This is a genomic window from Streptomyces sp. NPDC104202 (assembly GCF_055584185.1).
Genome location: NZ_JBVJMN010000050.1, coordinates 13,302 through 37,016, shown reverse-complemented (window position 1 = coordinate 37,016; position 23,715 = coordinate 13,302). Strand labels below are relative to the sequence as shown.

General features: G+C 69.1%; 24 protein-coding genes. 9 read left to right on the top strand and 15 right to left on the bottom strand.

Features of this window, described 5'->3' with window-relative positions; all coding sequences use genetic code 11:
* Window positions 1–60 precede the first annotated feature (60 nt).
* The 4 genes from ACZ60W_RS27400 (at window position 61) to ACZ60W_RS27385 (ending at window position 3,023) form a co-directional block, all read left to right on the top strand.
* Window positions 61–813, top strand: coding sequence for an SDR family NAD(P)-dependent oxidoreductase (locus ACZ60W_RS27400; protein ID WP_469758043.1), 753 nt, complete (start codon window positions 61–63; stop codon window positions 811–813).
* Window positions 810–1,955, top strand: a complete 1,146-nt coding sequence (gene dgoD, locus ACZ60W_RS27395) for a galactonate dehydratase (RefSeq protein WP_469758042.1) — start codon at window positions 810–812, stop codon at window positions 1,953–1,955. The genes ACZ60W_RS27400 and dgoD overlap by 4 nt, the downstream gene beginning before the upstream one ends.
* 406 nt (window positions 1,956–2,361) lie before the next feature.
* Complete coding sequence (locus tag ACZ60W_RS27390) at window positions 2,362–2,526, top strand: hypothetical protein (protein ID WP_469758041.1); 165 nt, start codon at window positions 2,362–2,364, stop codon at window positions 2,524–2,526.
* Window positions 2,526–3,023 (top strand): hypothetical protein, encoded by a 498-nt coding sequence (locus tag ACZ60W_RS27385; RefSeq protein ID WP_469758040.1) that lies wholly within the window; start codon window positions 2,526–2,528, stop codon window positions 3,021–3,023. Before ACZ60W_RS27390 ends, ACZ60W_RS27385 begins: the two co-directional genes overlap by 1 nt.
* A gap of 617 nt (window positions 3,024–3,640) precedes the next feature.
* On the opposite strand, the gene ACZ60W_RS27380 is transcribed toward ACZ60W_RS27385, so the two are convergent.
* The 6 genes from ACZ60W_RS27380 to ACZ60W_RS27355 form a co-directional block, all read right to left on the bottom strand.
* Window positions 3,641–4,558 carry a hypothetical protein gene (locus ACZ60W_RS27380; RefSeq protein WP_469758039.1) on the bottom strand — a complete coding sequence of 306 codons (918 nt, stop codon included), beginning with the start codon at window positions 4,556–4,558 and terminating at the stop codon, window positions 3,641–3,643.
* A 178-nt stretch (window positions 4,559–4,736) separates the two neighbouring features.
* A complete protein-coding gene (locus tag ACZ60W_RS27375; RefSeq protein ID WP_469758038.1) occupies window positions 4,737–5,063 on the bottom strand; it encodes a transposase in 327 nt (108 codons plus the stop codon).
* Between the two features lie 15 nt (window positions 5,064–5,078).
* On the bottom strand, window positions 5,079–5,606 hold the full coding sequence (locus ACZ60W_RS27370) for a helix-turn-helix domain-containing protein (protein ID WP_469758037.1): 528 nt from the start codon (window positions 5,604–5,606) through the stop codon (window positions 5,079–5,081).
* A 128-nt stretch (window positions 5,607–5,734) separates the two neighbouring features.
* A complete protein-coding gene (locus ACZ60W_RS27365) occupies window positions 5,735–7,249 on the bottom strand; it encodes a glutamate synthase-related protein (protein ID WP_469758065.1) in 1,515 nt (504 codons plus the stop codon).
* A 155-nt stretch (window positions 7,250–7,404) separates the two neighbouring features.
* Entirely contained in the window at window positions 7,405–9,090 is a 1,686-nt protein-coding gene (locus tag ACZ60W_RS27360) for an acetolactate synthase large subunit (RefSeq protein WP_469758036.1), read from the bottom strand.
* A 581-nt stretch (window positions 9,091–9,671) separates the two neighbouring features.
* The gene (locus tag ACZ60W_RS27355) at window positions 9,672–10,160 is read right to left on the bottom strand and encodes a MarR family winged helix-turn-helix transcriptional regulator (protein ID WP_469758035.1); all 489 of its coding nucleotides are present in this window, start codon (window positions 10,158–10,160) and stop codon (window positions 9,672–9,674) included.
* Window positions 10,161–10,240: 80 nt separating this feature from the next.
* Here ACZ60W_RS27355 and ACZ60W_RS27350 point away from each other — a divergent pair, with 80 nt between their 5' ends.
* Together ACZ60W_RS27350 and ACZ60W_RS27345 are read left to right on the top strand one after the other, a co-directional pair.
* Window positions 10,241–12,370 carry an MMPL family transporter gene (locus ACZ60W_RS27350; protein WP_469758034.1) on the top strand — a complete coding sequence of 710 codons (2,130 nt, stop codon included), beginning with the start codon at window positions 10,241–10,243 and terminating at the stop codon, window positions 12,368–12,370.
* 109 nt (window positions 12,371–12,479) lie between these two features.
* Window positions 12,480–13,160: a LuxR C-terminal-related transcriptional regulator gene (locus ACZ60W_RS27345; RefSeq protein ID WP_469758033.1), complete on the top strand. Its 681-nt coding sequence runs from the start codon at window positions 12,480–12,482 to the stop codon at window positions 13,158–13,160.
* A gap of 267 nt (window positions 13,161–13,427) precedes the next feature.
* Here the strand turns inward: ACZ60W_RS27345 and ACZ60W_RS27340 are convergent, their stop codons facing one another.
* From ACZ60W_RS27340 to ACZ60W_RS27325, 4 genes are all read right to left on the bottom strand, one after another.
* The gene (locus ACZ60W_RS27340; protein ID WP_469758032.1) at window positions 13,428–14,045 is read right to left on the bottom strand and encodes an RNA polymerase sigma factor; all 618 of its coding nucleotides are present in this window, start codon (window positions 14,043–14,045) and stop codon (window positions 13,428–13,430) included.
* 831 nt (window positions 14,046–14,876) lie between these two features.
* On the bottom strand, window positions 14,877–15,323 hold the full coding sequence (locus ACZ60W_RS27335; RefSeq protein WP_469758031.1) for a DUF2267 domain-containing protein: 447 nt from the start codon (window positions 15,321–15,323) through the stop codon (window positions 14,877–14,879).
* A gap of 67 nt (window positions 15,324–15,390) precedes the next feature.
* Window positions 15,391–15,786 carry a DUF2267 domain-containing protein gene (locus ACZ60W_RS27330; protein WP_469758030.1) on the bottom strand — a complete coding sequence of 132 codons (396 nt, stop codon included), beginning with the start codon at window positions 15,784–15,786 and terminating at the stop codon, window positions 15,391–15,393.
* A 102-nt stretch (window positions 15,787–15,888) separates the two neighbouring features.
* Window positions 15,889–16,329, bottom strand: coding sequence for an Hsp20/alpha crystallin family protein (locus tag ACZ60W_RS27325; protein WP_469758029.1), 441 nt, complete (start codon window positions 16,327–16,329; stop codon window positions 15,889–15,891).
* A 129-nt stretch (window positions 16,330–16,458) separates the two neighbouring features.
* Here ACZ60W_RS27325 and ACZ60W_RS27320 point away from each other — a divergent pair, with 129 nt between their 5' ends.
* Together ACZ60W_RS27320 and ACZ60W_RS27315 are read left to right on the top strand one after the other, a co-directional pair.
* On the top strand, window positions 16,459–17,106 hold the full coding sequence (locus ACZ60W_RS27320) for an HSP18 transcriptional regulator (protein WP_469758028.1): 648 nt from the start codon (window positions 16,459–16,461) through the stop codon (window positions 17,104–17,106).
* Window positions 17,107–17,825: 719 nt separating this feature from the next.
* A complete protein-coding gene (locus ACZ60W_RS27315; RefSeq protein WP_469758027.1) occupies window positions 17,826–18,293 on the top strand; it encodes a hypothetical protein in 468 nt (155 codons plus the stop codon).
* A gap of 805 nt (window positions 18,294–19,098) precedes the next feature.
* On the opposite strand, the gene ACZ60W_RS27310 is transcribed toward ACZ60W_RS27315, so the two are convergent.
* From ACZ60W_RS27310 to ACZ60W_RS27295, 4 genes are all read right to left on the bottom strand, one after another.
* Complete coding sequence (locus ACZ60W_RS27310; RefSeq protein WP_469758026.1) at window positions 19,099–19,800, bottom strand: anti-sigma factor; 702 nt, start codon at window positions 19,798–19,800, stop codon at window positions 19,099–19,101.
* Between the two features lie 13 nt (window positions 19,801–19,813).
* Window positions 19,814–20,371 (bottom strand): RNA polymerase sigma factor, encoded by a 558-nt coding sequence (locus ACZ60W_RS27305; protein WP_469758025.1) that lies wholly within the window; start codon window positions 20,369–20,371, stop codon window positions 19,814–19,816.
* A 47-nt stretch (window positions 20,372–20,418) separates the two neighbouring features.
* On the bottom strand, window positions 20,419–21,102 hold the full coding sequence (locus tag ACZ60W_RS27300) for a class F sortase (RefSeq protein ID WP_469758024.1): 684 nt from the start codon (window positions 21,100–21,102) through the stop codon (window positions 20,419–20,421).
* A gap of 106 nt (window positions 21,103–21,208) precedes the next feature.
* Window positions 21,209–22,048 carry a DUF4397 domain-containing protein gene (locus tag ACZ60W_RS27295; RefSeq protein WP_469758023.1) on the bottom strand — a complete coding sequence of 280 codons (840 nt, stop codon included), beginning with the start codon at window positions 22,046–22,048 and terminating at the stop codon, window positions 21,209–21,211.
* Window positions 22,049–22,315: 267 nt separating this feature from the next.
* Here ACZ60W_RS27295 and ACZ60W_RS27290 point away from each other — a divergent pair, with 267 nt between their 5' ends.
* Window positions 22,316–22,672, top strand: coding sequence for a hypothetical protein (locus ACZ60W_RS27290; protein WP_469758022.1), 357 nt, complete (start codon window positions 22,316–22,318; stop codon window positions 22,670–22,672).
* 96 nt (window positions 22,673–22,768) lie between these two features.
* Here ACZ60W_RS27290 and ACZ60W_RS27285 read toward each other — a convergent pair whose 3' ends face one another.
* Complete coding sequence (locus ACZ60W_RS27285) at window positions 22,769–23,518, bottom strand: class I SAM-dependent methyltransferase (protein ID WP_469758021.1); 750 nt, start codon at window positions 23,516–23,518, stop codon at window positions 22,769–22,771.
* Window positions 23,519–23,715 lie beyond the last annotated feature (197 nt).

Below are 23,715 nucleotides of genomic sequence, written 5' to 3'. Positions count from 1 at the left end.
GGAGAGCGAGCGGGCATCGCCCGCTCCCGGTCTCGATCTGAAACGACAGGAATCATCCTCATGCAACGCTTCACCGGAAAGACCGCGGTGGTCACGGGCGCCGCCGGCGGCATCGGCGCGGCCACCGCGCTGAGGCTGGCCTCCGAAGGCGCCACCGTCATCCTCGCCGACATCGCCGACGCGGCCGGGCAGGCCGTCGTCGAGCGCATCGTGGACGGTGGCGCGCGCGGCGCCTACGTCCACTGCGACGTCTCCTCCCCGGAGGACTGGGAGCGGCTCCGCGACCGGACGCACGAGATCGCGGGCCCGGCCGACGTCGTGCACAACAACGCCTTCATCCATCTCCCCGGCGCGGCCCACGAACTGACCGGAGACGCCTGGGACCGGGAGATGTCGGTCAACCTCAAGGCCCTCTACCTCGCCGCCCGCACCTTTCTGGACGACCTGCGGTCCACGAAGGGATGCTTCGTCGCGACGTCCAGCGTGCACGCCAACTTCGGCCTGCCGGGCAACCCCGCCTACGCGGCCGCGAAGGGCGGCATCTGCGCACTGATCCGCCAGCTGGCCGTCGAATACGGGCCCGACGTCCGCTTCAACTCCGTCCTGCCCGGCCCCATCCTCACCCACGTCTGGGACGGGGTGAGCGCGGAGGACCAGCGGATGTCCGCCCGCGCCACCGCACTCGACAGGCTCGGGGCAGCGGACGAAGTGGCCTCGGCGGTCGCCTTCCTGGCGTCCGCCGACGCCTCGTACATCACCGGCACCGACCTGCTCGTCGACGGCGGCTGGTCCGTCAAGAAGGAGTCGAAGTGAAGATCGCGTCCCTGCGCACGTACCTGATCGCACCGCGCTGGTGCTTCCTGCGCGTCGACACCGACGAGGGTGTCACCGGCTGGGGCGAGCCGGTGATCGAAGGACGGGCGCACACGGTCGCCGCCGCCGTCGACGAGCTGAGCGACTACCTCGTCGGCCAGGACCCGATGCGCATCGAGGACCACTGGCAGGTCCTCACCAAGGGCGGCTTCTACCGAGGCGGCCCCATCCTCTCCAGCGCCGTCGCCGGAATCGACCAGGCGCTGTGGGACATCAAGGGCAAGGCGCTCGGCGTCCCGGTGTGGCAGCTGCTGGGTGGCAACGTCCGCGACCGCGCCCGCGTGTACAGCTGGATCGGCGGCGACCGCCCTGACGAGGTCGTCGAGCAGGCCCTGGCCCGCAAGGCCGAGGGTTTCACCGCGATCAAGATGAACGCCTCGCCCCAGCTGGAGTTCATCGACACGCCCAAGGCCGTGCAGGGCATCGTCGAACGCGTCGCCTCCATCCGCGAGGCCGTCGGCGACGAGTTCGACATCGCCGTGGACTTCCACGGCCGCCTCACCGTCCCCATGGCCCGCCGGGTCCTGCCGCTCCTTGAGCCGTACCTGCCGTTCTTCGTCGAGGAACCGCTCGTACCGGAACTGAGCGAGCACATCGGCGACATCGTCCGCTCCACCAGCATCCCCATCGCGACCGGCGAACGCCTCTATTCCCGCTGGGACTTCAAGAAGGTCCTCGGCTCGGGCATCGCCGTCGCCCAGCCCGACCTCTCGCATGCCGGCGGCATCTCGGAGGTCCGCAGGATCGCCGCGATGGCCGAGGCGTACGACGTCTCCCTCGCCCCGCACTGCCCGCTGGGCCCGATCGCGCTCGCCTCCTGCCTCCAGGTCGGCTTCGCCTCCCCCAACCTGCTGATCCAGGAGCAGAGCCTCGGCATCCACTACAACACCGGCTCCGACCTGCTCGACTACCTCGTCGACCCCACGGTCTTCCGGTACGAGGACGGACACGTGGGCCTGCTCACGGAGCCCGGCCTCGGCATCCAAGTCGACGAGCATGCCGTCGAGCGGGCCGCCGAGGCGGGCCATCGCTGGCGCAACCCGATCTGGCGTCGACGGGACGGGGCCTTGGCCGAATGGTGACGGCCCGCGACGTGGCGGTCGAGGAGGGCGGGCAGGTCGCGGCCGGGGGTGAGGGCGGCGACGTGGTCAGGGTGGACGTCAGGGTAGGCGGTGTCGCCGCCGAGGGAGGTGAGCAGTCCCGCACGGACGAGGTGGCCGACTCCGGCCGGGGTGACGCGGGGGCGGTAGCGGCGAGGCTCCCCCAGTGCTTCGGCGAGGCGGTCCGCCGCCCACGTGGCTCCGGCCGGTCCGCGCAGCGAGCGGCGGACCGTCTCCGCGTCGACGGCCTCCACGACCGCCCTGGACCAGCGGTGGGGGCGACCACGCCATGACCTGGAGCCGGCGGGCCGTGCTTCTTCACGCCGCCGTGGTGTGTTCGGACAGGGCGGGGCGGAAGCGGAAGAGCTTCACAGCTCCCGTGCAGTCCATGACACGCAAGATCGTTTTCTGGGGGTTTCCTATGGTGCATTCGACCTTGGCTGCGCTTCTGATGCGTTCGGCAAGCTTCGTGGTGGGCTGGGCCGTGCAGGAGGCCGGGCTGAAGATTGCCGGGTACGGGCAGTGTGCGGTGTTCGACAAACATGGATGCTGATGTCGTTCAGCGTGAGGCGGGGGAAGGAAGAGGCACGGACGATGCTGTTCTCGGTTACGGATCAGGCCTGGTGGTGGATCGCGGCTGGGGCGACCGCGGCGGCCGTGATCACGTTCGTGGTGCTGCCGCCCGAGCCCGACGAGGTGCCAAAAGCGGTCCGAGCCGCCGTCGAGCGCAACAGGAGGATCGGCAGGTGGGGTGCCTGCCTCGGGGTCCCCGTCCTCTATGCCATGGCCGGTCTGACTGCGCTGATCCGGCCGGAGCCGGCGCCGGTCATTCTGTTCCTGTACAGCGTTGCGGCCGGATCCATGCCGATTGCCCTGCTCCCGATCCGGCGTCGGTTGTATCGACACTACTTCGCCCAGCTGCAGAGGCCCGGGAGCAAGATCACCTTGGACCGCCTCTCGGCCACCTGGCTCTACAGCGTTCTCGGCATGGCGATCCTCGCAGCGACTGCGGCGGTGATGTCTGCGACGTATGAGCCCAGAGGTCTTTGAGGCAGTGCCCTACCCGGTGAGCCGGCGATAGTTGATGAGGCTGGTCGCGATGCATCATCCGCCCCTCCCTGGCCGCCGACCCCCTGGGGGGAGTGGCCAGGGGCGCCGGCTACGAACGCAACGAACGCGGTAGCCATTGACTGGCCTGCTCCAGACCCGTCTCGGTTGCCGCAGCAACGATGAGCAACTCGGCAGTGGTCGGTGGGCTGACGCCGGCGGCATGCGTCACCACCCCCTCGCTGTGCCTGCCCAGGAACACGGTCCCGGCCTGCACTGGGTCCGGGACACCTATAAGCCCCCCACAGCTCAGGCTACGCACCGACCAGGTCCTCACCGCTGCTGTACACGTCCACGTCCAGCACTCGCCGCCCCTTCGTCGAGCGCGTCCCGGCATGGACGGCAGCGGACAGGAGCTCGTCCCGACTTGCACATACGCGCTGAGGCGGATCCAAGCGCGCAGGCACCAGCCGGGCTGCTCAGTCATATATCTCCGTCCGGAGCTCAGGCGTCGAACAGCAAGGATTCATCGTTCCCGTCGCCCAGGGCATTCTCGGGCCGCCCGCTGGTGCCTTCCGGTGCGATACCCGGCCAGGCCCGAGACCTCAGCACAGGATGGCTTACCGCTGCCGCGCAAGGATGTACCGCTCACCCGAATCCGGCTCGCCGATCCAGGTGAAGACCGTCGGGTGTTCCTCCGTACCGCCGATGTTCCAGGCGACGGACAGGCTCTCGCAGTCCGCGATGCTGAGCTTCACCGGCCGACCGACACCGTCGTTGTCGGTCAGCTGCCATTTCCCGGTGCAGCGGGAGGCACCGGACTGTTCTCCCGTGGCCTCGTACTCGTTGACGCCGTTCGCCGTCACCGTGCCGTCCGCCTCGAAGCGGAGGCTTCCGCCGTCGCCGTCCGTCCAGATGCCGACCATGTCGGCTTCAGTGAGCCGAGGCGGTTCGTAGATCTTGAGGATCCCCGAGCTGTACGCCGCGACCCCGACCGCCAGCGTCACCGCGAACAGCCCCAGACCGCTCAGCGCCACGCCCCCGAGGACCCGCCATCGGGCCCCGGGCTTTCCGGGGTTCCCCGCTGCCCGGGCGCACAGGGTCGCGGGTGCCAGCCCGGCGATGAGGCCGAGGGCAAGGACGGGATAAACGAACAGGTCGCCAGGGCCGCCGAAGCCGGCCAGGAGCATGCAGCAGCCGATGAGCAGCACCAAGGCGACGGCAATAGCCGCCAGAGTGGCCAGCGTGAGCTGCCAGCTGTCGCGCCGCCTTGTACGGCGGGCCACCGCACGCCCGAGGAGGACAAGGGGAAGCACCGCCATCGCCGAACCGGCCACCCCTGCGATCATCGAAATGACTGCCAGCAGCACGAGCGCGAATATGGTGCCGGACAGCCATCCCAGGCCGCCTTCGCCTCCGTGGGACTCGGACTGCAAGCTGTACAGGACGGCGACCAGCGCGGCGATCACGGTCTCAGCCCCGATTGCCACAGCCCCGACGGTGAACACCGCAGCGTTCCCACCGTCCGGCAGCCGCACGGGCATGAACCCCTGCGGCGGCCCACCCGGATTCCCAGGAGCCCCCGGCGGTGTCAGCCCCCATCTCGGCGGCGTGCTCTGAGTCATGCGTCCCCCCTATGCTCAGGCACATCATGCACCTGACGAGCTCGTGCACGGTAAGCGGTGAGGCGTCGAGATTCCCAGCGAGCCTTGGTGTTCACCTCTGCCGTGCGGGCATCAGGTCTGCCGTCTGCTGGTGGGAGAGCAGGCCGGCGACGGCCTGGACCATGTCGCTCAGGTGCTCGCGGCGCCCGAGGTGGCGGGCCGGGGCCCGCCGGTTCTTCAGGTCGGCGATGCCGTGCTCGACCCGGATGCGTCGGGAGCAGTGCGCCTTGCGTCGGCGTTCGTGCATCTCCTCGTACCAGTCCGGGGCGTTCTTCTTGAACTTGCGGTGCGGTGGAGTCACGACGCGTCCGCCGGTCTGTGCTCCGAGTCCTTGGTAGCCGGCGTCGGCGAGGATCTCGACCGCTGGCCCGTCGGCCACGCGCTTGACCAGCCTTCATTCGCGGGCGTAGGTGACGTCCGCGCAGCTTCCGGGCTGGGGCGGGCTGCAGAACAGCAGCTGTCCATTGCCGTCGGTGAGGAGCATGGCCTTCACGGCGTTCTGCTTGTTCTTGCCGGAGATGAAGCGGTCGCGGTCCTTGCGTCTCGCAGCGGGCCGGCGAACCCGGGGTTCGGTGCCGTCGATGATGCCTATCTGCCCGCTGGCGCCGAGGTGGTCGATGACCTCGGCCGGTGTTCGCAGCCGGACGCCGGGGCTGATCGTGCACCCCCGCTCGGCAAGCAGGGGCCGTATCTCGCCGATGGCCCGGGTGATGGTGGAACGGCCTACGTCGAACCAGCAGGCCAGCACGTCGTGAGTGACTCCTAGACGGGGATGGATGAGCGTGGCCAAGAGCCGGTCGACGAACACGAGCCGGTGCTTCGCACCGGCGCCCCCCGCCCGCTTCCGCGGACGAGAGGCCAGCTTGGCCGGGCGAAGCTCATGCCACAACGGGCCTGTCTCGGAGGTGAGTTCAGCGATCACGCCGCCGACATCCCCGTGATCCGGCGATTGCCGACGATCACTGCACGAGTGACAGTCCCCACCATCCGACCATGGTCGACCATCCAAGGCCCTACGTCTCACCGCTTACCGTGCACGAGTTCGTCAGCTCAGGTGGTGATCAGTTCGGCGATCTCGTGGGCGAGCTCGGGCCCGAGTGAGCCCCAGCCATCCTTGTAGCCGTACACACTGCCCAGGGTGCGGGCGTCGTAGTCGCCGTTCAGGATGTCTATGTCGGTGGGGGTGATGAGCGAGGGGTGGGGGACACCGACGGCGCCCGAGACCCTCAGCAACTCCCTTCGCAGGGTGCGCAGGTACATCGCTGCCCGGATGGCCTTCGAGGGCACGTCGATGCCGCGCGTCAGCCATGGGTTCTGGGTGGCGATGCCGGTGGGGCACTTGTCGGTGTGGCACTTCTGGGCCTGGATGCAGCCGATGGACAGCATCGCCTCACGACCCACGTTGATCATGTCGACGCCGAGGGCGAACGCGACGACGGCGTTCTCGGGCAGGCCGAGCTTGCCGGAGCCGATGAAGGTGATGTCGTCGGTCAGGCCCCGCTCGGCGAACACGCCGTAGACGCGGGAGAATCCCACGCGGAACGGCAGGGACACCGAGTCGGCGAAGATCAGGGGCGCCGCCCCGGTGCCGCCCTCGCCACCGTCGACGGTCACGAAGTCGACGCCTCGCTCACCCCGCTCCATCAGCGTGGCGAGTTCCTCCCAGAAATCCATCTCCCCGATGGCGCTCTTGATCCCGACCGGCAATCCGGTCTCCGTGGCCAACAGTTCCACGAAGTCGAGCATCGAGTCCACGTCGTGGAACGCGGTGTGCCGCGACGGCGAAGCGCAGTCCTTGCCCGCGGGAATGCCGCGGATCCGGGCAATCTCGTCGGTCACCTTCGCGCCCGGCAGCATGCCCCCGAGTCCCGGCTTCGCGCCCTGCGAGAGCTTGATCTCGATCGCCTTGACGGGCGCGCCCGCGACCATGGACTTGAGCCTGTCGAGGTTGAACGTCCCATCCTCGTTGCGGCAGCCGAAGTACGACGTACCGATCTGGAGGACAAGGTCCCCGCCGTTGAGGTGGTAGGGCGACAGGCTGCCCTCGCCGGTGTTCTGCATCGTCCCGGCCAGCGCCGCGCCCTTGTTGAGCGCCGTGACGGCCGCGCCGGACAGCGAGCCGAAGCTCATCGCCGAGATGTTGACGACGCTCGCCGGGCGGAACGCCTTCGCGCGGCCGCGCGGTCCGCCGAGCACCTTGGCCGAGGGCAGCGCCGCCTGCGGGTCGCTCAGATCGGGCAGCGCACCGGCGAACGTACGCTGCTTCACGTATGCATGACCCTGCACGTGCTCGACGTCGTTGTCGGTGCCGAACCCGAAGTAGTTGTTCTCCCCCTTCGCCGACGCGTAGATCCAGCTGCGCTGGTCACGGCTGAAGGGACGCTCCTCGTCGTTGGACGTCACGATGTACTGACGTAGTTCGGGGCCGATCGTCTCCAGCGCATACCTGGCGTGTCCCACCAGCGGGAAGTTCCTCAGCAGCGCGTGCTTCTTCTGCACGAGGTCACGGGCGGCCAACAGCGCCAACCCCGTGGCGGCTGCCGCACCTATGCGCCGAGCACGTATCACCATCGTTCCTCTCCTCGACTGGTCGAACCTCACTTTGATCATCTACCCCGCGCCGCGGAAATGCCACGCGCTGCCGGAGACCCAAGGGCACCGCCCCTGCGGGAGGGCCGTCGTGCGGCCCGTACGGGGGGGCGGGCCGTGCGGCGGGCGGGTCAGAGCGCTGAGTCGAGGTGGCCGAGGTGCTCGATGAGGTTCATGTTCTCGGCGTAGTCCACCGGGCAGTTGATGATCGACACGCCCGGGTCCGCCAGCGCCTCACGGAGCGTCGGCAGCAGGTCGCCGGCGGACTCGATGTGGTAGCCCTTCGCGCCGAAGCTGCGGGCGTACTGGACGATGTCCGGGTTGCCGAAGGTGGTGTTGGAGTTTTCCCCGACCTCCAGGTCCATCTTCCACTTGATGAGCCCGTAGCCGTTGTCCTCCCAGATCAGCACGGTCAGGGGAATGTTCTCGCGGACCGCCGTCTCGATCTCCTGGGAGTGCATGAGGAACGAGCCGTCGCCGACCGCCGCCAGCACCTTCGTCTGCGGCCTGGCGAGCTGAACCGCGAGCGCGCCGGGCAGCGAGAAGCCCATGGTGGACAGGCCGTTGGAGATGAGGCAGGTGTTCGGCGCGTACGTCGGGTAGAGCCGGGCCATCCACATCTTCAGCGCGCCGGTGTCGACCAGCACGATGTCGTCGCGCCCGAGCGCGGCGCGGGTGTCGGCGACGACGCGCTGCGGGGCGAGCGGGTAGCGCTCGTCCGTGGCGCCCTGCTCGAGTTCCTTGGCCAGCAGCGCGCGGGTGGCCACGGTGTCCTCGTCGTCGATGGTCCAGCGCAGGCCGTCGAGTGCGGTGGCCAGGGCATCGAGGGAGGCGGAAATGTCGCCGATGATGCCGACGTCGACCGTGTAACTGTCGTCCACCTCCGCCGGGACGCGGTGGATGTGGATGATCTTCTTGTCACCGTCCGGGTTGATCCGGGACGGGTCGAACTCCTGCAGCTCGTAGCCGACGGCGATGACGACGTCGGCCTCCTCGAACCCGAAGTTGGTGTAGTCGCGCCGCATGAAGCCGAACGTGCCGGTCGCGCACGGATGGTCGTCGGGCAGGACGCCCTTGCCGTGGAAGGTGGTCGCCGTCGACACGTCGAGTGCGGTGGCGAACGCCGTCAGCGACGCTGCGGCGCCGCCGCGCGCCGCGCCGTGCCCGGCGAGGATCACCGGCCGACGGGCCTCCCGCAGCAGCTCCACCGCTCGCTCGATCTGCTTCGGAGACGGCGCCTCGGGCTGCACGACGTTCCTGCGCAGCGGGCGCAGGTCTGACCCGTCCGTCGCCGCGTCGACGTCCTCGGGCACGGCGAGATAGACGGCGCCGGGCCGCTCGGACTCCGCGGTCTTGAACGCGCGCCGCACCATCTCGGGGATGGCCTGGGTGGCCGGTACCCCCGCCGACCACTTGGTGACCGGGGCGAACATGCTCACCAGGTCCACGAACTGGTGGGACTCCTTGTAGTTGCGCTCCTTGCCGACCTGCGCGGTGATGGCGACGACGGGCGTGCTGTTCGTCATGGCGTCGGCGACGCCCAGCATCAGATTGATCGCGCCGGGCCCCAGCGTCGCGGACATCACACCCGCCGAACCGGTGAGCCGGCCATGCATCTCCGCCATGAAGGACGCGGCCTGCTCGTGCCGGGTGAGGACGTAGCGGATCTTCTCCGAGCGGGCGAGGGCGTTGGTGAAACGGATGTTCTCCTCGCCGGGCACGCCGAACACCACCTCGACGCCCTCGTTCTCCAGGCAGCGAACCAGGAGTTCGGCCGCTCCGTCGGGGGTCTGCTTCCGGCGCTCGGCGTCGCTCACGCTGATCGTGTCCTCTCCTGAGATGGGGCCGCGCCGATGGGCGGGCCGGTCAGCTGTCTACCCCGGCCGGCCGACCGCACTCACCAGGTGACCCCGGACCAGAAGAAAGCCGACCGCGTCCTCGCGAGCGTGGTGGTCATGTGACTCCTGCGGTGGGTGTGCTCGGGCCTGGAGCAGGGCGGCCATCTCCGCCGCGGCGGCCTCCAGCGTCCGGCTGGTCTCCTCCACCGCTGCGAGGTCCGCTTCGGCGGCTCCAGGTCCCGGTCGCCCTCTGGCCGACGTCGAGGACGCCTGAAAGGCCGAAAGCGATGCCGGGGAGGGCCGCAATACAGTCGGCGGTTCCGGGGCGAGTGCGGTCGGCGCGACGAGCGCGGTCCGGGCGATCGGCTCCTTCGGCCGCGGCCTGAGCGACGGAGCAGCTGGCAGGGCCCGGGAGTCCGGCGGTGATGCCCCAGATGTCGTTCAACCGGCCGAGCGGCCCCTTGCCGATCCGGGGCCATCGTGTGTGGGCCGGCCTGAGTGCTTTCGACAGGCGGGCGTCCCTGATCCGCCCGCTTCATGGCTCACACGTTTTTGATGCCCTACGTCTGCGTGTCGTGCGCCGTGGCCAGCTCGGCGTTGAGTGCCCGCAGGAAGTCCGCGATCGTCCCGAGTTGCTCCGGGGTGAATCGGTCGCGCGCGGCCTCGGTGGCTCGCGCGAGGGGACTGAAGTACTCGCGGGCGAGTGCCCGGGCTTCAGGGTTGTAGACGAGGTGCACGACTCTGCGGTCCGCGGTGTCCCGGACGCGGCTGACGTGTCCCGAGCGCTGGAGCCGGTCGAGGCAGGCGGTGATCGCTCCGGAGGTGAGGCCGAGCTCTTCCCGCAGATGCGTGGGGGTCACGGGGCCGTCTGCGGATGTCGAGGGGTCCATGATCAGCGCGAGGGCGTGGATGTCCGTGGTGTGCAGTCCCTGCTGATGGGCGAAGTCCAGGGTGGCCCGGTTCAGCTCGCGGTTCAGCGCGCGCAGCAGGACGGCATAGGCGAACAGGTCGCTGCCCTGGTCGGGGGTGTCCGGTGATCGTGACTGCATACTCCGATTCTAGTATCACTCAATCATTGAGATAGTTTATGTTTGAGTTACCTTTCCTCACTCGTCCCGATAGGGAGTCGATGAACAGCGCGCGTCGACCAGTCCGTTGGCTGGTCCCCCTCGTCCTCGTGTTGGTCTGGCTGGGTCTGGGCGGAGCCTTCGGCTCCTACGCAGGCAAGCTCGGCGAGGTCTCCACCAATGACCAGGCTGCGTTCCTGCCCCAGAACGCCGAGTCCACGAAGGTGATCGAGCGGCAGAATGCCTTCAACCAGCAGGAGACCCTGCCCACCATCGTCGTCTGGACGGCCTCCGGCGGCGGCGACATCTCACAGGCCCAGCGGGAGGCGGCCACCGCCGCGCTGCAGTCACTGAACGACGTACAGGGCGTCGAAGGGGCCGCCTCCCCCGCCTTCCCGTCGCAGGACGGCAAGGCCCTCCAGGGCGTCGTGCCCCTGTCTCCTGACCTCGGTGAGAACCTCGGCGGAACACTGGACAAGATCCAGGCCGCGGCAGACCGGGTGCCGGACGCACGAGCCCAGCTCGCCGGCCCCGCGGCTACTCAGGGAGACCTGGGAGAGGCATTCGCCGGGATCGACGGGATCCTGCTCGGTGTGGCACTTGCCGCCGTGCTCCTCATCCTGCTGCTGGTCTACCGCAGCCTTCTGCTGCCCTTCCTCATCATCATCAGCTCCGTCTTCGCCCTCGGTGTCGCCGGCGCAATCGTCTACGTCCTCGCCGACAACGACATCGTCCGCGTCGACGGCCAGGTCCAGGGCATCCTGTCCATCCTGGTGATCGGCGCGGCCACCGACTACGCCCTGCTGCTCACCGCGCGCTTCCGCGAGGAACTGGCCACCACCAGCGATCGCGCCGCGGCCGCCTGGGCCGCAACCCGCGGGTCGTTCGGAGCGATCACCGCCAGCGCCGCCACCGTGGCGCTCGGCCTGCTCGCCCTGCTCCTGAGCGACCTGACCAACAACAGGGCACTCGGACCGGTCGGTGCCATCGGGGTGGTCTGCGCCGTCCTCACCACCCTCACGTTCCTTCCCGCCGTCCTGGCGCTGATGGGCAAGGCAGCCTTCTGGCCGGCCAAGCCGAAGTCGGCCGACGCGGAGACCGGCGGCCACGGAATCTGGCGCAGGGTCGCCCGCTGGGTCGACACCCGCCCCCGGCAGCTGTGGGTCGTCACCACCGGCCTTCTGCTCGTGGGCGCGGCTTTCTTCCCTGCTCTGCAGTCCAAGGGCGTGCCCCTGGACGAACTGTTCGTCAACGACGCCCCGTCCGTCGCCGCCCAGCAGACCCTGGGCAAGCACTTCCCCGGGGGCTCCGGCCAGCCCGCGGTCATCATCGCCGACGCCGACGAGCAGACCGCCGTCCGGAATGCCGCGGCGCGGACGCCGGGAGTGGCCGACGCCCGCGTGTTCACCAGCACTCCTGGCGGAAAGCCGCTGGTCGTCGACGGCCTGGTCCGCATCGACGCGACCTTGGAAGACGCCCCGGACAGCGATGCGGCCAAACAGACCGTCCAGAACATCCGCGACCAGGTCCACGCCGCGGACGCGAGCAGCATCGTGGGCGGTTACACGGCACAGCAGTACGACACACAGCGCACCGCGGAGCACGACAAGAACCTGATCATCCCGGTCGTCCTCGCGATCATCCTGGTGATCCTCGTCGTTCTCCTCCGCTCGCTGCTCCTGCCCGTCCTGCTGGTCGCCACCGTGGGACTGAACTACCTCGCGACCCTCGGCATCGCCGGGCTGGTCTTCGAGCACGGTTTCGGGTTCTCGGGCACGGACGCCTCCGTACCCCTGTACGGATTCGTCTTCCTCGTGGCACTCGGAGTGGACTACAACATCTTCCTCATGTCCCGCGTTCGCGAGGAGACACTGCGGCTGGGGACCCGACAGGGCATGCTGCGCGGACTCATCGCCACCGGCGGAGTGATCACGTCGGCGGGCGTCGTCCTCGCGGCCACCTTCGCGGCGCTCCTCGTCATCCCCCTCGCCTTCCTGGCCCAGATCGCCTTCATCGTCGCCTTCGGCGTACTGCTCGACACCATCGTCGTGCGCTCGCTGCTGGTGCCCGCTCTCGTCAGGGACATCGGCCCGACGGTCTGGTGGCCCAGCCGACTGAGCCGAGAGGCCGAGGGCGACCACGCACGTCCGACGACTGTCGACCTGAAGGAGAACAGCCCCGCAGGGAGCTGACGCACACACCGGCAGGTGCCGTCGCGGCAGCCACGGCCGCCACGGCACCTGCCGGCTGCATCCCTGCAGGGACACTTCACAGCTACGTCGGCGGAATACGGTTCAAGAAATGATCAATGTCCTGGTGGTCAGCGACGAGTCGCTGCAGTTCCTCGCCGCCCGCGCTCTGACCGCCGACGACTCCGATGTGACTGTCATCGGGGAAGCCGTCGACGGGGGGCAGGCCATGAGGATGAGCAGTGCCCTGCGACCCGATGTGATTCTCCTGGACAGCAGACTCTCGAAGGGCAACAACCTTCACACCATCGCCAGGCTTGCCGATCCGGTGTCCATGCCATCCCACCCCGGAGTATCGCGCGGGGGCGTACTCCTCATGAATCTCACAGAGCTGGACCCCTATGCTCTGGCGGCCCTGCGCGCGGGCGCACGAGGGCTCGTGTTCGCGAGTGAACCCACCGCTGACCTGCTCGGCGCGATCAAGATGGTGGCAGCCGGTGGTGCAGTTCTTCCGCCGCAGTACACGAGCCTGCTCATGAAAACCGTTCGTGAACATCACGTCCGTCCTCTGCCCCCGGCGGACGGCAGATGGAGCGAGCTGACGGCACGCGAGCGGCAAGTGCTCACCGGTATCGCGTCAGGATGGTCGAACGCAGACATCGCGGTGTGGTTGAGCGTATCGCTCCCTACGGTCAAATCCCACGTGACCAGGATCTTTCGAAAAATTGGTATCCGCACACGAGTTGAGGCGGTTTCCTTGGCTTACGAATCGGGCCTCCTCACACCTTCCTGATGCGAGGAGCCGCGGCAATTCCGCCAGCCGTCTCGGCCTCCCCTTCGGCCTCGGGATCGATCCCCGGCCTGGCGAACTCTCAGGTAGGCCGGAGGCTGCGGTGCCGGTGTTACGAGGCGATGACAACGACCGGACGAGGTTGCCGGCTCATCCCGGGGGTGGGGACGTGACGGTGTGTTCTCGCAACTTTGCCTCCGAGCCGCCGGTGCGGCTCTTGCAGCCCGCAGCCGAGGCGGTACCTCGGCCACGCGACCTGCGCCCGACCCATCACCTCCTGGGCCGCGTCATGGCGATGTCCGGCCCGTTCGGCCGGTCACGCCCTTCGTCAACGACAGCGGCGAGCGCTCGCAGCGCCCTCCTGGTGTGACTCTTGACGGTTCCCAGGGGCAGACGCAGACGGCGCGCGATCTCGGGCTGGGTGAGTCCCAGGTAGTAGGCAAGGAAGAGGATCTCGCGGCGCTCGGGCGATAGAGCTGACAGGTGGCCGGTCAGGAGCATCCGCTCCACGGCACGCGCGCCGGCGTCGGGGCCTTCCGGGGCGGGTCGATTGCCGAGGCGGCGGCAGCTGTCATGGCGGCGTATCAGCGCGCCGGACGCGTCGGCGGCTTTGTGGCTGGTGATGCCGTACAACCACGGGCCGATGTCTCCGCGACGCGGGCAGTATCTGCCGGAGTGGGACCAGACGTCCGCGAAGACCCGCTGAGCGACGTCCTCGGCGTCCTCGGAATCGATGCAGCGGCGCCGGGCCCAGCGCAACACGACGGGGTACCAGTCGGTGAAGAGAGAATCGAAGCCTTCTCGGACGACATCGCCGTGCGGCAGAGCATCGTCGTTCAGGGTCAGGCAGTGGGCGCAAGAGCGCGCGAGGGGGCTGGTGGGCGACACCGGTTGTCTCCGGAAGGATCCAGGGGAAATGACGGGGTCTCGATGCCGACGGCCGAATCGGGTCCCTCGGGACGAGGCCGCAGCGTAGGAATGCCCACGACCCCAGCCGAACACACGAGGCGGTCAGCCGCCATCCCGCCGGGGCTGACCGCGAGACGCGCACCGGCCCTCCATGGGGTGAGTCGGCTTGGAGCGGGAGGTCACGGACTTCTCCGGTGGACGCACCCTGCGGTCCCGGCGCCCTTGCACCGCTTTGGCAATAGCGGCGGTGTCGAGGAAGGGCCGGAGCAGCTCTGTTCCCATCCGATCCGTCGCCGAGAGCGGCGCCGAACACACTCGACACTGTTCGGCAGAAACCGCTGTTCGGGTGGTCTCCCCCGGGACCGCGCATCCACACGGAACCGGTCGGTGAAACCCGACCGTCACGTCTCCTCGAAAGAACCAGGACTCCCCATGGCCACGACTGTCGAATTCCTTCCCGGTCACTGCACGCCGACGGCGGGCGCGTACGTCTGCGACTGCGCGGGAGGGCACACCTGGCTGATCGATCTCGCCGGGCACCTCTTCCCTCCGTTTCCGCCGAACTGCACCGCCCGGACATGGCGCATGACGGAGACCTCGAGGTCTGTCGAGCCGGCGCCGGAACAGTCGGAGGCCTGACCGGACGACACCCTGCGGTGCCCCTGCTTTCGGGAGATTCCCGCGGGCACCGCAAGGGGTTCAGCCGCCGCGGATGGGACACCTTCAAGCACGGAGACTCCGCCGCACGCGACGGGTCCGGAACCGCGCCGGCGGTTCCGGACCCGTTTCGTACGCGCCCGACGGCTGCGATCAGGCAGCGGCGGGATCGGGGCGGCGCAGCTGTGCCTGGCCGAAGAGGAGGGCGTAGTCGTCGGGGAGCTGGTGGAGGATGCGGGTGAGGAGGTCGGGACCCGTAAGTCGGGTGACGACGGAGAGTACGGCGCCGGTGTCCCAGCGGGCGACAGCCGGGCTCACCCCGGTGCGGGCTGCCAGGTTCTTGACGAACCCCCAGCCGGTGAGGGGGTCGCTCTGGGGGATCTGGGAGCTCAGGGTGAGGGCGGCTTCGACGGGCAGGGCCTGGGCGAGGCCGACGCGTTCGTCGCCGGTGAGCTGGCGGCCGAGGGTGGACAGGACCTGGTGGACGGCTTCGGCGGCGCGTTCGCGGGTGGGGTAGGCACCCTCGTAGCGCACGCGTTCCAGCATCTGGTCGAACGTCATGGCCGGCTGGGAGGCGTTCGCTCGAGGCTGGTCGTACACGGCTGTGATCGCCTTTCTGTGCGGAAGGTCCGGCCATGGGCCGGGGTCGGTCAGGTGGGATGGCCGGTCAGGCGGACCGGGGGTGGCCGAAGAGGACGTCGTAGCCGGGCGGGAGCTGGAGGAGGACCTCGCCGATGAGGTCATCGCCCGCGGCAGCGGCCGCGGTGGACAGGACCGCGCCGATGTCCCACAGGGCGGTCTCCTCGGTCGCTCCCTCGATCCACGCCGCTGCCGCCCGGACGAATCGCTGAGGCGAGAGCGGTTCGGCGGCCTGCAAGGGGTTGAGGAGGATCAGGGCATATGTCTCGGGGAGGCGGGCGGCGAGCCCGGACCGAACCGCGCCGACCACGTGGGCGCCGAGGAGCGCCAGGACGACGCGGGCGACGCGGTCGGCTTCCTCAACGGATTCGTACTCACCGCGTTCCTGCACGCAGGCCAGGAACGACTCCCTGCGCATCGGCATCGACATCACCTCAGGGATGGGGAGAGGCGGGTCAAGGGGAGCGGAGGGCGGGTGGCCGGAGGGGGATCGACTCCCCCGCCCTCCGCCGGCTGCGGGCGCGCTTCAGGCGGAGATCTGCCTGGGGCCGGCCTCTGCCGTGGTTCCGATGCTGATCTTGCGCGGCTTGGCGCGCTCGGCGATCGGGATCCGCAGGGTCAGGACACCCGCGTCGTAGTCCGCCTCGATGCGTTCGGTGTCCAGGGTGTCGGCCAGCATGATCTGGCGGGAGAAGACACCCAGGGGACGCTCGGAGAGTTCCATCTTCACGGAATCGGCCTTCGGCAGCGGACGCCGCTCCGCCTTCACGGTCAACATGTTCCGCTCGACGTCGATGTCGATCGCCTCGGTGTTCACCCCGGGCAGATCGAAGGCGATCACGTAGACGTCGCCCTCGCGGTAGGCGTCCATCGGCATGACCGAAGGCTTCGACCAGGTCCCCGACGTACCCGACAGCTGCTGGACGATCCGGTCCATCTCGCGGAACGGGTCGGTGCGCATCAACATCGCGAAACACCTCCAGTTGGTTCAGGCAGAAACTGCCAATGCGCTTCAACGTGCTCCCGTTGTAGCATGTCATCGAAACGATGACAAGCAGACCGTCATCGGAAGGATGACAAAGCGACGGAGTGTGCCGTGACCCCAGCAGAGACACCCCCTGTGCCCTTCCACGCCGCCGCAGCAGCCCTGGAGGCCATCAATCGCTCACTGGAAGAGGCGCAACATTCCCCGTCGGCAGCGCCTCCCGGCTCCGCCGCCGGTCCACTCCCGGCCCTGGCCGCCCTGATGCTGCTGCGCGAGGTCCGCGAACAGCTCGCCGGGTGGGAGAGCGGACTGATCGAAACCGCCCGCGGGCAGGGCGCCAGCTGGGCCGACCTCGCGGAACCCCTCGGCGTCGCCAGCCGGCAGGCCGCCGAACGCCGCTACCTGCGCCTGCGTCCCGGCAGCGCCGGAAGCACAGGCGAGGAACGCGTCCAGGCCACCCGCGACACCCGCGCCGCCGACCGCACCGTGACCGCCTGGGCCCGCGACAACGCAGCCGACCTACGCCGCCTCGCCGGACAGATCACCGCCCTCACCGACCTCCCCGCAGGCGCCGATCACGCCGTCGGCGAGCTGAACCTGGCCCTCGGCGACGACGACGCCGCCCGACTGGTGCAACCCCTGGCCGCCACCCGAGCGCACCTCCGCCCCCAGGACGCCCACCTCGCCGAACGCATCGACCACCTGACCCGGCACACCGAACAACTCCGCCAGACCACCCGTGACCAGCGGAGCTCGTAACACACCCGCCTGGCTTTCCCCGGCCTCCGAACCTGCCGCAACACCACCAGACAAGGCGAGCACGTTCAGCCCAAGAAACCCCGCTCACCGAGCCCGCCACGGCCGCCCGACCTCCCGATCGCGCACCCACCCAGCGGCCGGCCTGCAGGCGGCGGATCGACCAGTGCACCCAGGAGCCGGCGACGGGATGTGCTGACCATCTGGCGCCCGTGGCGGTGCCAGCTTTGCTTTAGCAGGGGCGGCCCACCCTTCGCGGCACTCGCGGCTGCATGATCGACAACGGGTCCCAGGGTCGACCACCACCGCCACTGAGCTTCGTCGGCACGCGGCGCCCGCGCACGCCCCTCGCGAGCTGGGCCGGCACCATCCGTCCTCGCGAAAGCAGCGCCGTCCGCGCCGGTCACATGCCGCCCTCGGCCTTGCCGAGCGTGTACCGACACCGAATTTGACCGTGTACCTACACAACCGCCAAGATCGACAACGCTCTTGACCGGCTCACCGGACCCCGCCCGCAGGCACGTCGCCCGGGACGCCGTCGGCAAAGCTGGAATCTCTTGAGGCGGCTGGAATCTCTTGAGGCGCAGGGGAAGCGCAATTGCACACAGCCATCTGCGCGTTCGTACTCCGCGAAGAATGGCGCGCTGGTCGCAGAGCGGAGCATGTTTCTGCCTGAACAGGTGGAACCGCTGACGGTGTGCGAGCAGGGCAGCACGCGCAGCTTGGCCACTTTCGCCTTCAACAAGGACTTCAGCCTGGTGGCCGGGATCACGGAAGCCGGCGCCTCCGGACGGGCCGCGGCCTACGACGTGAACACCGGCCGGGAAGTCTCCCCGCCCGACCCGGACACGTTCGCCGGGCGGGCGGAGAAGGAGACATGCGAACCGGCGCTCTGGCGCGACGCGACCAAGCTGATCTGCGATCTGGAGCAGATCACCTTCACGCCCGACTACGCGAGCGTGGTGAAGAGGGAGGATCTGGTCCCCGCCAACGACCGGTCCAACATGACTCCCATCGCCTCCTCGTACGGCAAGCGCTACGCCTTCCTGTCCAGCGGCGAGGGCGGCAAGCTGACGCTCTACCAGGGCGACCTGTCCTCTCCGGGCACACAACCCGTCAAGATCGCCGATCTCGAACCGCCCATGGACGGATCCGACGAACACCTGGAAACACTCATACGCTGGAACTGACCCTGCACAGAATCGAGGGATCAGAGCCGTACCCACCTCAGTCAGCTCGCCCAGGGCCCGATCGCCCGCCACCGGCTGGATCCGTACTCTCTTCGGCACCACCGCGCTGGCCGGGTCAGCGAGGCAGGGGGCTGTCCGTGGGCGGCCCGAAACTCGACGGCACCTCGAACGTGCAGCTTCGGGCCACCGCCTACAGGCACGGACATCACCCAGGCCCGCGAGTAAGGCGCGTGCAACCCGTCAAGCCGGTGGGGCTGTTCGCGATGGGGGGCGTCGCGGGTCTTGACGGGTGAGATCTGACGTCGTGCCATGAGAAGGACGCATCGCGAAGGGGGACGGCACGGTGACCGCGGAGGAACACGACGGACCCGGTGACAAGCGCGAGAGCCCTCACGAGGTTCCGCCGCCCAGGGCTTCAAAAACCCCGATTGGCGGGGACAATTCGTTCGTTCATGTGGCGTGGATCGTCCTGGCTCTCCTCGCCTTCGGCATGATCCTGAGTGCGGCAGCCGGCGACTGCTCTGCCAACTGCGTCAGCTACCCCTGATACCGGTGCCTCGGGCGCGTTGCTCATGGTGCGTTCACGCGATGACGATGGTCATTCGTCAGTGCGCCTGGAGCGGCCGGTGTTCCTAACCCTCGCGGTTCGCTGCGGTGCGTCTCGGGTCGAGAGACGGGGCGGCCCTCCGGACAATCGGGCATCGCAGGTCTCTCTCCCCCCCGACCGGCGAGCGGGATCGAGCGCGCGCTGATGGCAGTTCAGAATGCAGAAGCAGGAAGCCGTGCTAAGGCAGCATCCCGGAGATCAGCCCGCGTAGGTGCCTCGCACGATGCTGTCTCCGGAGTGGTCGGGTTTGCCGTTGTACGGCTGGACGGACACGTCCACGACGGAGTACTCCCGCAGGTCGATGTTGTCGGGAACCGGAAGGGTGGCGCGGCCGTCGGGTCCCAGGACACCCATCGAGACCAGTTTGGTGTGGCTGTCGTCCATGAGCCAGACCTCGTAGTAGCCCGAACTCCTGGGCAGCCCTCTGACGGTGATCTGCAGGGATCGCCGGCCGCTCTGGTCCTGCAGGCTGGCGTAGCCGGCCGAGCCTCCTCGCAGGGAGTCGAGACGCTTGCCGGTCGCCACGGTCTGCTCGGCAGAGGTGTCGCTGTGCGTCGCCCACCAGGTGATCGCGCTGCCGGCGGCGGCGCCGAGGAGGGCGGTGCAAGCGGCGAGGGCGACGGCGAAGCGACCGACCCGCCGCGTGGACCTTCCCGGCACTCCCGCGATCGAGGAGGGAGACCGGGGGCGGACACGGGGGGTGTCCTCGCCCGGGAGCTGCAGTTCGGTGGCGATGGAGTCCCACAGGCCGGCCGGCGGCGTGAGCAGCTGATCGTCCGCCGTCTCGGGGGCCATCGTGGTGATGAGCCGACGCAGCGCGTCGTAGTCGTTGCGGCAGGCATCGCATTCGTGCAGATGGAGGGAGGCTGACGGCTCGGTGTCCTCTCCGAGTGCCATCATCGTCAGGGTTTCTTCATCGGTGTGCTTCACCGTCCACCTCCAACCGCTTCTTCAGACGCATCAGACCACGCCGTGTGTGTGTTTTGACCGTTCCGAGCGGCAGTCCGATGCGCTCGGCGATCTGTGACTGGGACAGGTCCTCGTAGAAGGCCATCGTGAGCACGAGCTTCTGTTGCTCGGTCAGGGTTTCCATCTCCCGGGTGAGGGTGACGTAATCCACGACCGACTCGGCTGCGGGAGCGTCTTGCTGAGCGATGTTCGTGCCGGCGCTGACGGCCTGGACGTCCCTCTGGTGGCGTGATCTGCGGCTGAGCGCGTCGGCCACCTTTTTGTGGGTGATGCCCAGAAGCCAGGTCTTGAGAGAGGCCCGCCCGGGATCGAAGGTCTTGCGACTGTTCCAGGCTCCGACGAACACCTGCTGGGTGACGTCCTTGGCCTCTTCGTCATCGGCGAGTTTGCGCGACGCGATGGTGTAGATCAGGGCGCCCCAGCGTCGGTAGGACTCTTTGAGGCAGGATTCGTCGCCGTCGGCGAACCCCTCGCCCAGTTGGCCGTCCGACGCCGTGTTCACGGCTGCCACACTAGCGGCAAGGACCTGCGCACCGCCCCACCTGCCCGTCACTTCGTCACCTCCACCGCTGTGACCACCAGGTTGTTCTGGTAGCCGCCACGGTCCGGCACGTAGGGGCCGGCGCAGGTGACGAGGGTCAACACCGCGGGTCCTTCCCTGTCGAACACGGCGGATCCCGCGAGATCGTTCTTGCCGACCGTCCGACGCGTGGTGATCGCGTAGTCGACGGACGTGCCGTCCTCCCGTCGCACCTCCACCCGGTCACCTGGCCTCACCCGGTTGAGGCCGAACAGGACGCCGAGGCCGCGTCCCTTGGCATCGACGTGTCCGACGATGATCGCCGACCCCCTGGGCGCCCCCGGGGCCGGCGAGAAGCGGTACCAGCCGACGCGGCCGGGATCGCCGGGGATCTGCATCCGCCCGTCCGCGGCCACCCCCACCGGATCCACCGGGGCGCGGACGCCGAGTCCGGGAATGGACAGCTCTCGAGGCGGCGCGGGAGCCGGGGAAGCGGAGTCCGACGAGGGCTCTCCGGGTTGCGGCCGCCCGGTGGTCGGCGCTGTGGGCCGCGCAGGCTCCGCAGGTGCTGCGGTGGTCGGGGCGGCTCCGAAATCAGAGGCGCCGCCGGACTCGTCGGCCTGTGCCGTGGCGAGAAGGTAGGCCGCCACCGTCAGGATGATGCCGAGCAGGGCCGCGGCCACCGCGAGTGTGCGGCGTTGAGTGGGGGCCATGCCCATGACCGGCCTTTCCGCTGCGTGGGGCTGTCTGGTGCGATCACCGGGTGAGCAGGGTGATCGCACCGGACAGGGAGTCGATTTCGGGACGAGCTGGCGTGGTTCAGATGGCGTCGGTCCGGCGGCGCAGCAGGTAGCCCGAGGCGCCCAGGGCCAGGAGGGCGCCGGCGGAAAGGGCGCCCAGGGTGAGGCCCTGGTTGTGTGCGACGGCAGCGGCCAGGCCGGTCTCGCCGGCGGGTACCGAGTGGGGGGCGCTGTGCATCCCGGTGATGGTCTGGGTCTTGAGCGCGAGGTTCTTGTCGGCGGCGCTGCCCCAGGCGTAGACGATGGTGTTGCTGCCTTCGGCAAGGTCCAGGTCGGCCGGGCCGATCGCGACGGTGTCGGTGCCGGCGAGGACCACGTCGGCCGACACGGTACCGGCCGCGACCTCGCCCTTCGCCTCATTGGGGTTCTCCAGGCCCTGGAAGACCGCGGTTCCTCCGGCGCGGACGTCCACGGCGGGGGCTGCGGCCACGTGGCGGACGGTGAGCCTGGCCTTGCCGGCGGGGACCTTGGAGGTGTCGTTGACGAACGCGTCGAGCGCGGGCTTTCCGTCGGCGGTCAGGTGCGCCACCAGCGTGGCGTTGGCTCCGGCGGGCACCTCGACCGTCTTCTCGATGGCCGGTGTGCCCTTGGGCCCTTCACCGTCCTTGAAGACCTTGATGTCGTAGGAGCCGGCGTCGAGCTTCAGCGGCTCGGTGAGCGTGCCCGGGGCGAAGTCGGGGAGCAGTTCCTTGTCACCCGCGTACACGTCCACGGTCAGCCCGGGAACGGCGTGCAGCACCGACACCGTCGCCTGCCCCTCGGCGGCCTGCGGCTGAGCGAACGCGGGAGCGACGGCGGTGGCGGACAGCGCGACGGCCACGGCGGCCGTGAGAACCGCACCAGCAGAACGAGCGTTCATGGCGATCATCCCCATCATCCGGTCGAGAAGATCTCGAACCCTGTGTGTGGTGAGGCATTCCGCCGGGTCGCACCGATCGGTTTCACCCGATGCTTCAAATTTCTACGTCCGCTGTCAGTTCGGCTGTGCGGGGCTCGGCTCCGCGGCGCTGATGGGTGCAGGGGCGTGCCTGAGCAGGCCCCGGGCTCGGCGAGGAAGGGCTCCGACGGGGCCGGGAGCGATGAGGCTTGGGCTCTGATCGCCTGAGGCGTCGAGGAGGGGGAGGCAATGATGGTGGCCACGGAGTGGTTCGTGCTCATCGAGCAGTCCGAGTCGGTCGGCGGGGACTTCGACTACCGGGTGGCCAGGACGATCGCGGCGGGCGAGGATGCCGGCGTCGCAGGGGAGCTTGCTCTGGAGGTGGCCCGGACACACGGCCGCTACGGCTTCGCGCGTGATCACACGCGTGAGATCTACCGCGCGCCGGGCGGCGCTCTGCGCGTTCTCTTCCGAGACGGTCACGGTCACAGCTCCGCCGACTTCCGGGTCTCCGTGGCGCAACTCGTGGAGGTGGCTGCTCCGGAGGCCGACGACGGTCCGAAGTCGGGCCGGCGGGGCCGCAGGTTCGGCCGGTCGCGACGATGACTCTTCGGGGTCCGTGTGCCCGAGATAGGAGGGGGCGGGCGGAGCGGTCCTCGGCCTGACGAGCCCGCTCCGGCGCAGCCGGGTCACCCGGCGCGCCTATCCGGAGCTGCCGCCCCCGTCGAGCTCGGCGTGAGCGTGTCGAGGGCGCTCGGCGACGAATGTGTGGGTGATGCCCGCCTGCCATCCGGGCTGGGGCAGGCAGCGTACGCGGGTGAAGCCCGCGCGTCGCAGCCGGTCGGTGAAGGCGTGCGCCGAGTCGAACTCCAGCACGCTGCGGTAGAGGTGCCGGTAGAGGTCGGCGTCCCCGTGGAGTCGTGCCCAGGGACGCACGAAGCCGTTGACGACGGTCTTCCAGACGAGCCGGTCGGACGGCCGGCCGGCGAGGCAGTATTCGTGGACGGAGAGCCTGCCGCCGGGCCGGAGAAGTCGGTGCACGGCGGTGAGCACGGCCGTGGGGTCGGCCACGTTGCGCAGCAGGTAGGCCGCGAAGACGGCGTCGTACGGGCCTCTCGCGTCGACCTCTGACATGTCCTCGACCGGGGCATGGACGAAGGACACCGTCGCCGGCCAGGGCTTGGCCTGGGCACGCGCGAGCATGCCGGCGGAGGCGTCGACCCCGATGACGGTGGCCAAGGGTGCGGCACGCAGAAGGGCCTTCGTGGACGTGCCCGTGCCGCATCCCAGGTCGAGAACCGTCAGTCCGGCTCCCCGGGCGGGAAGACCGAGACGGCGGGCGGACCGGCGCAGGTGCGCGGCATAACCCGGGCTGGCGGACGTCATGAGGTCGTAGGACGACGACGCGTGGTCGAACGCGGCGGCGAGTTCCCTGTCACGCAGCATGTCCATGGCCTTCCCTCGCTCGGTCGCCCAGCCTGCCGCACCTACACGGCCGAGGCCAACGGACGCGCCGTGCCGTGCCGGCGGGGGCCGTGGCGGAACGAGACAGGTCCATGTGGCCCAAGGTCTGCTGCGCCGCTGCATCTGCGGGGCACTGAGATACCGAACTCCCCACGTACCGCACTGCCCGGCACACGGCAGCAAGG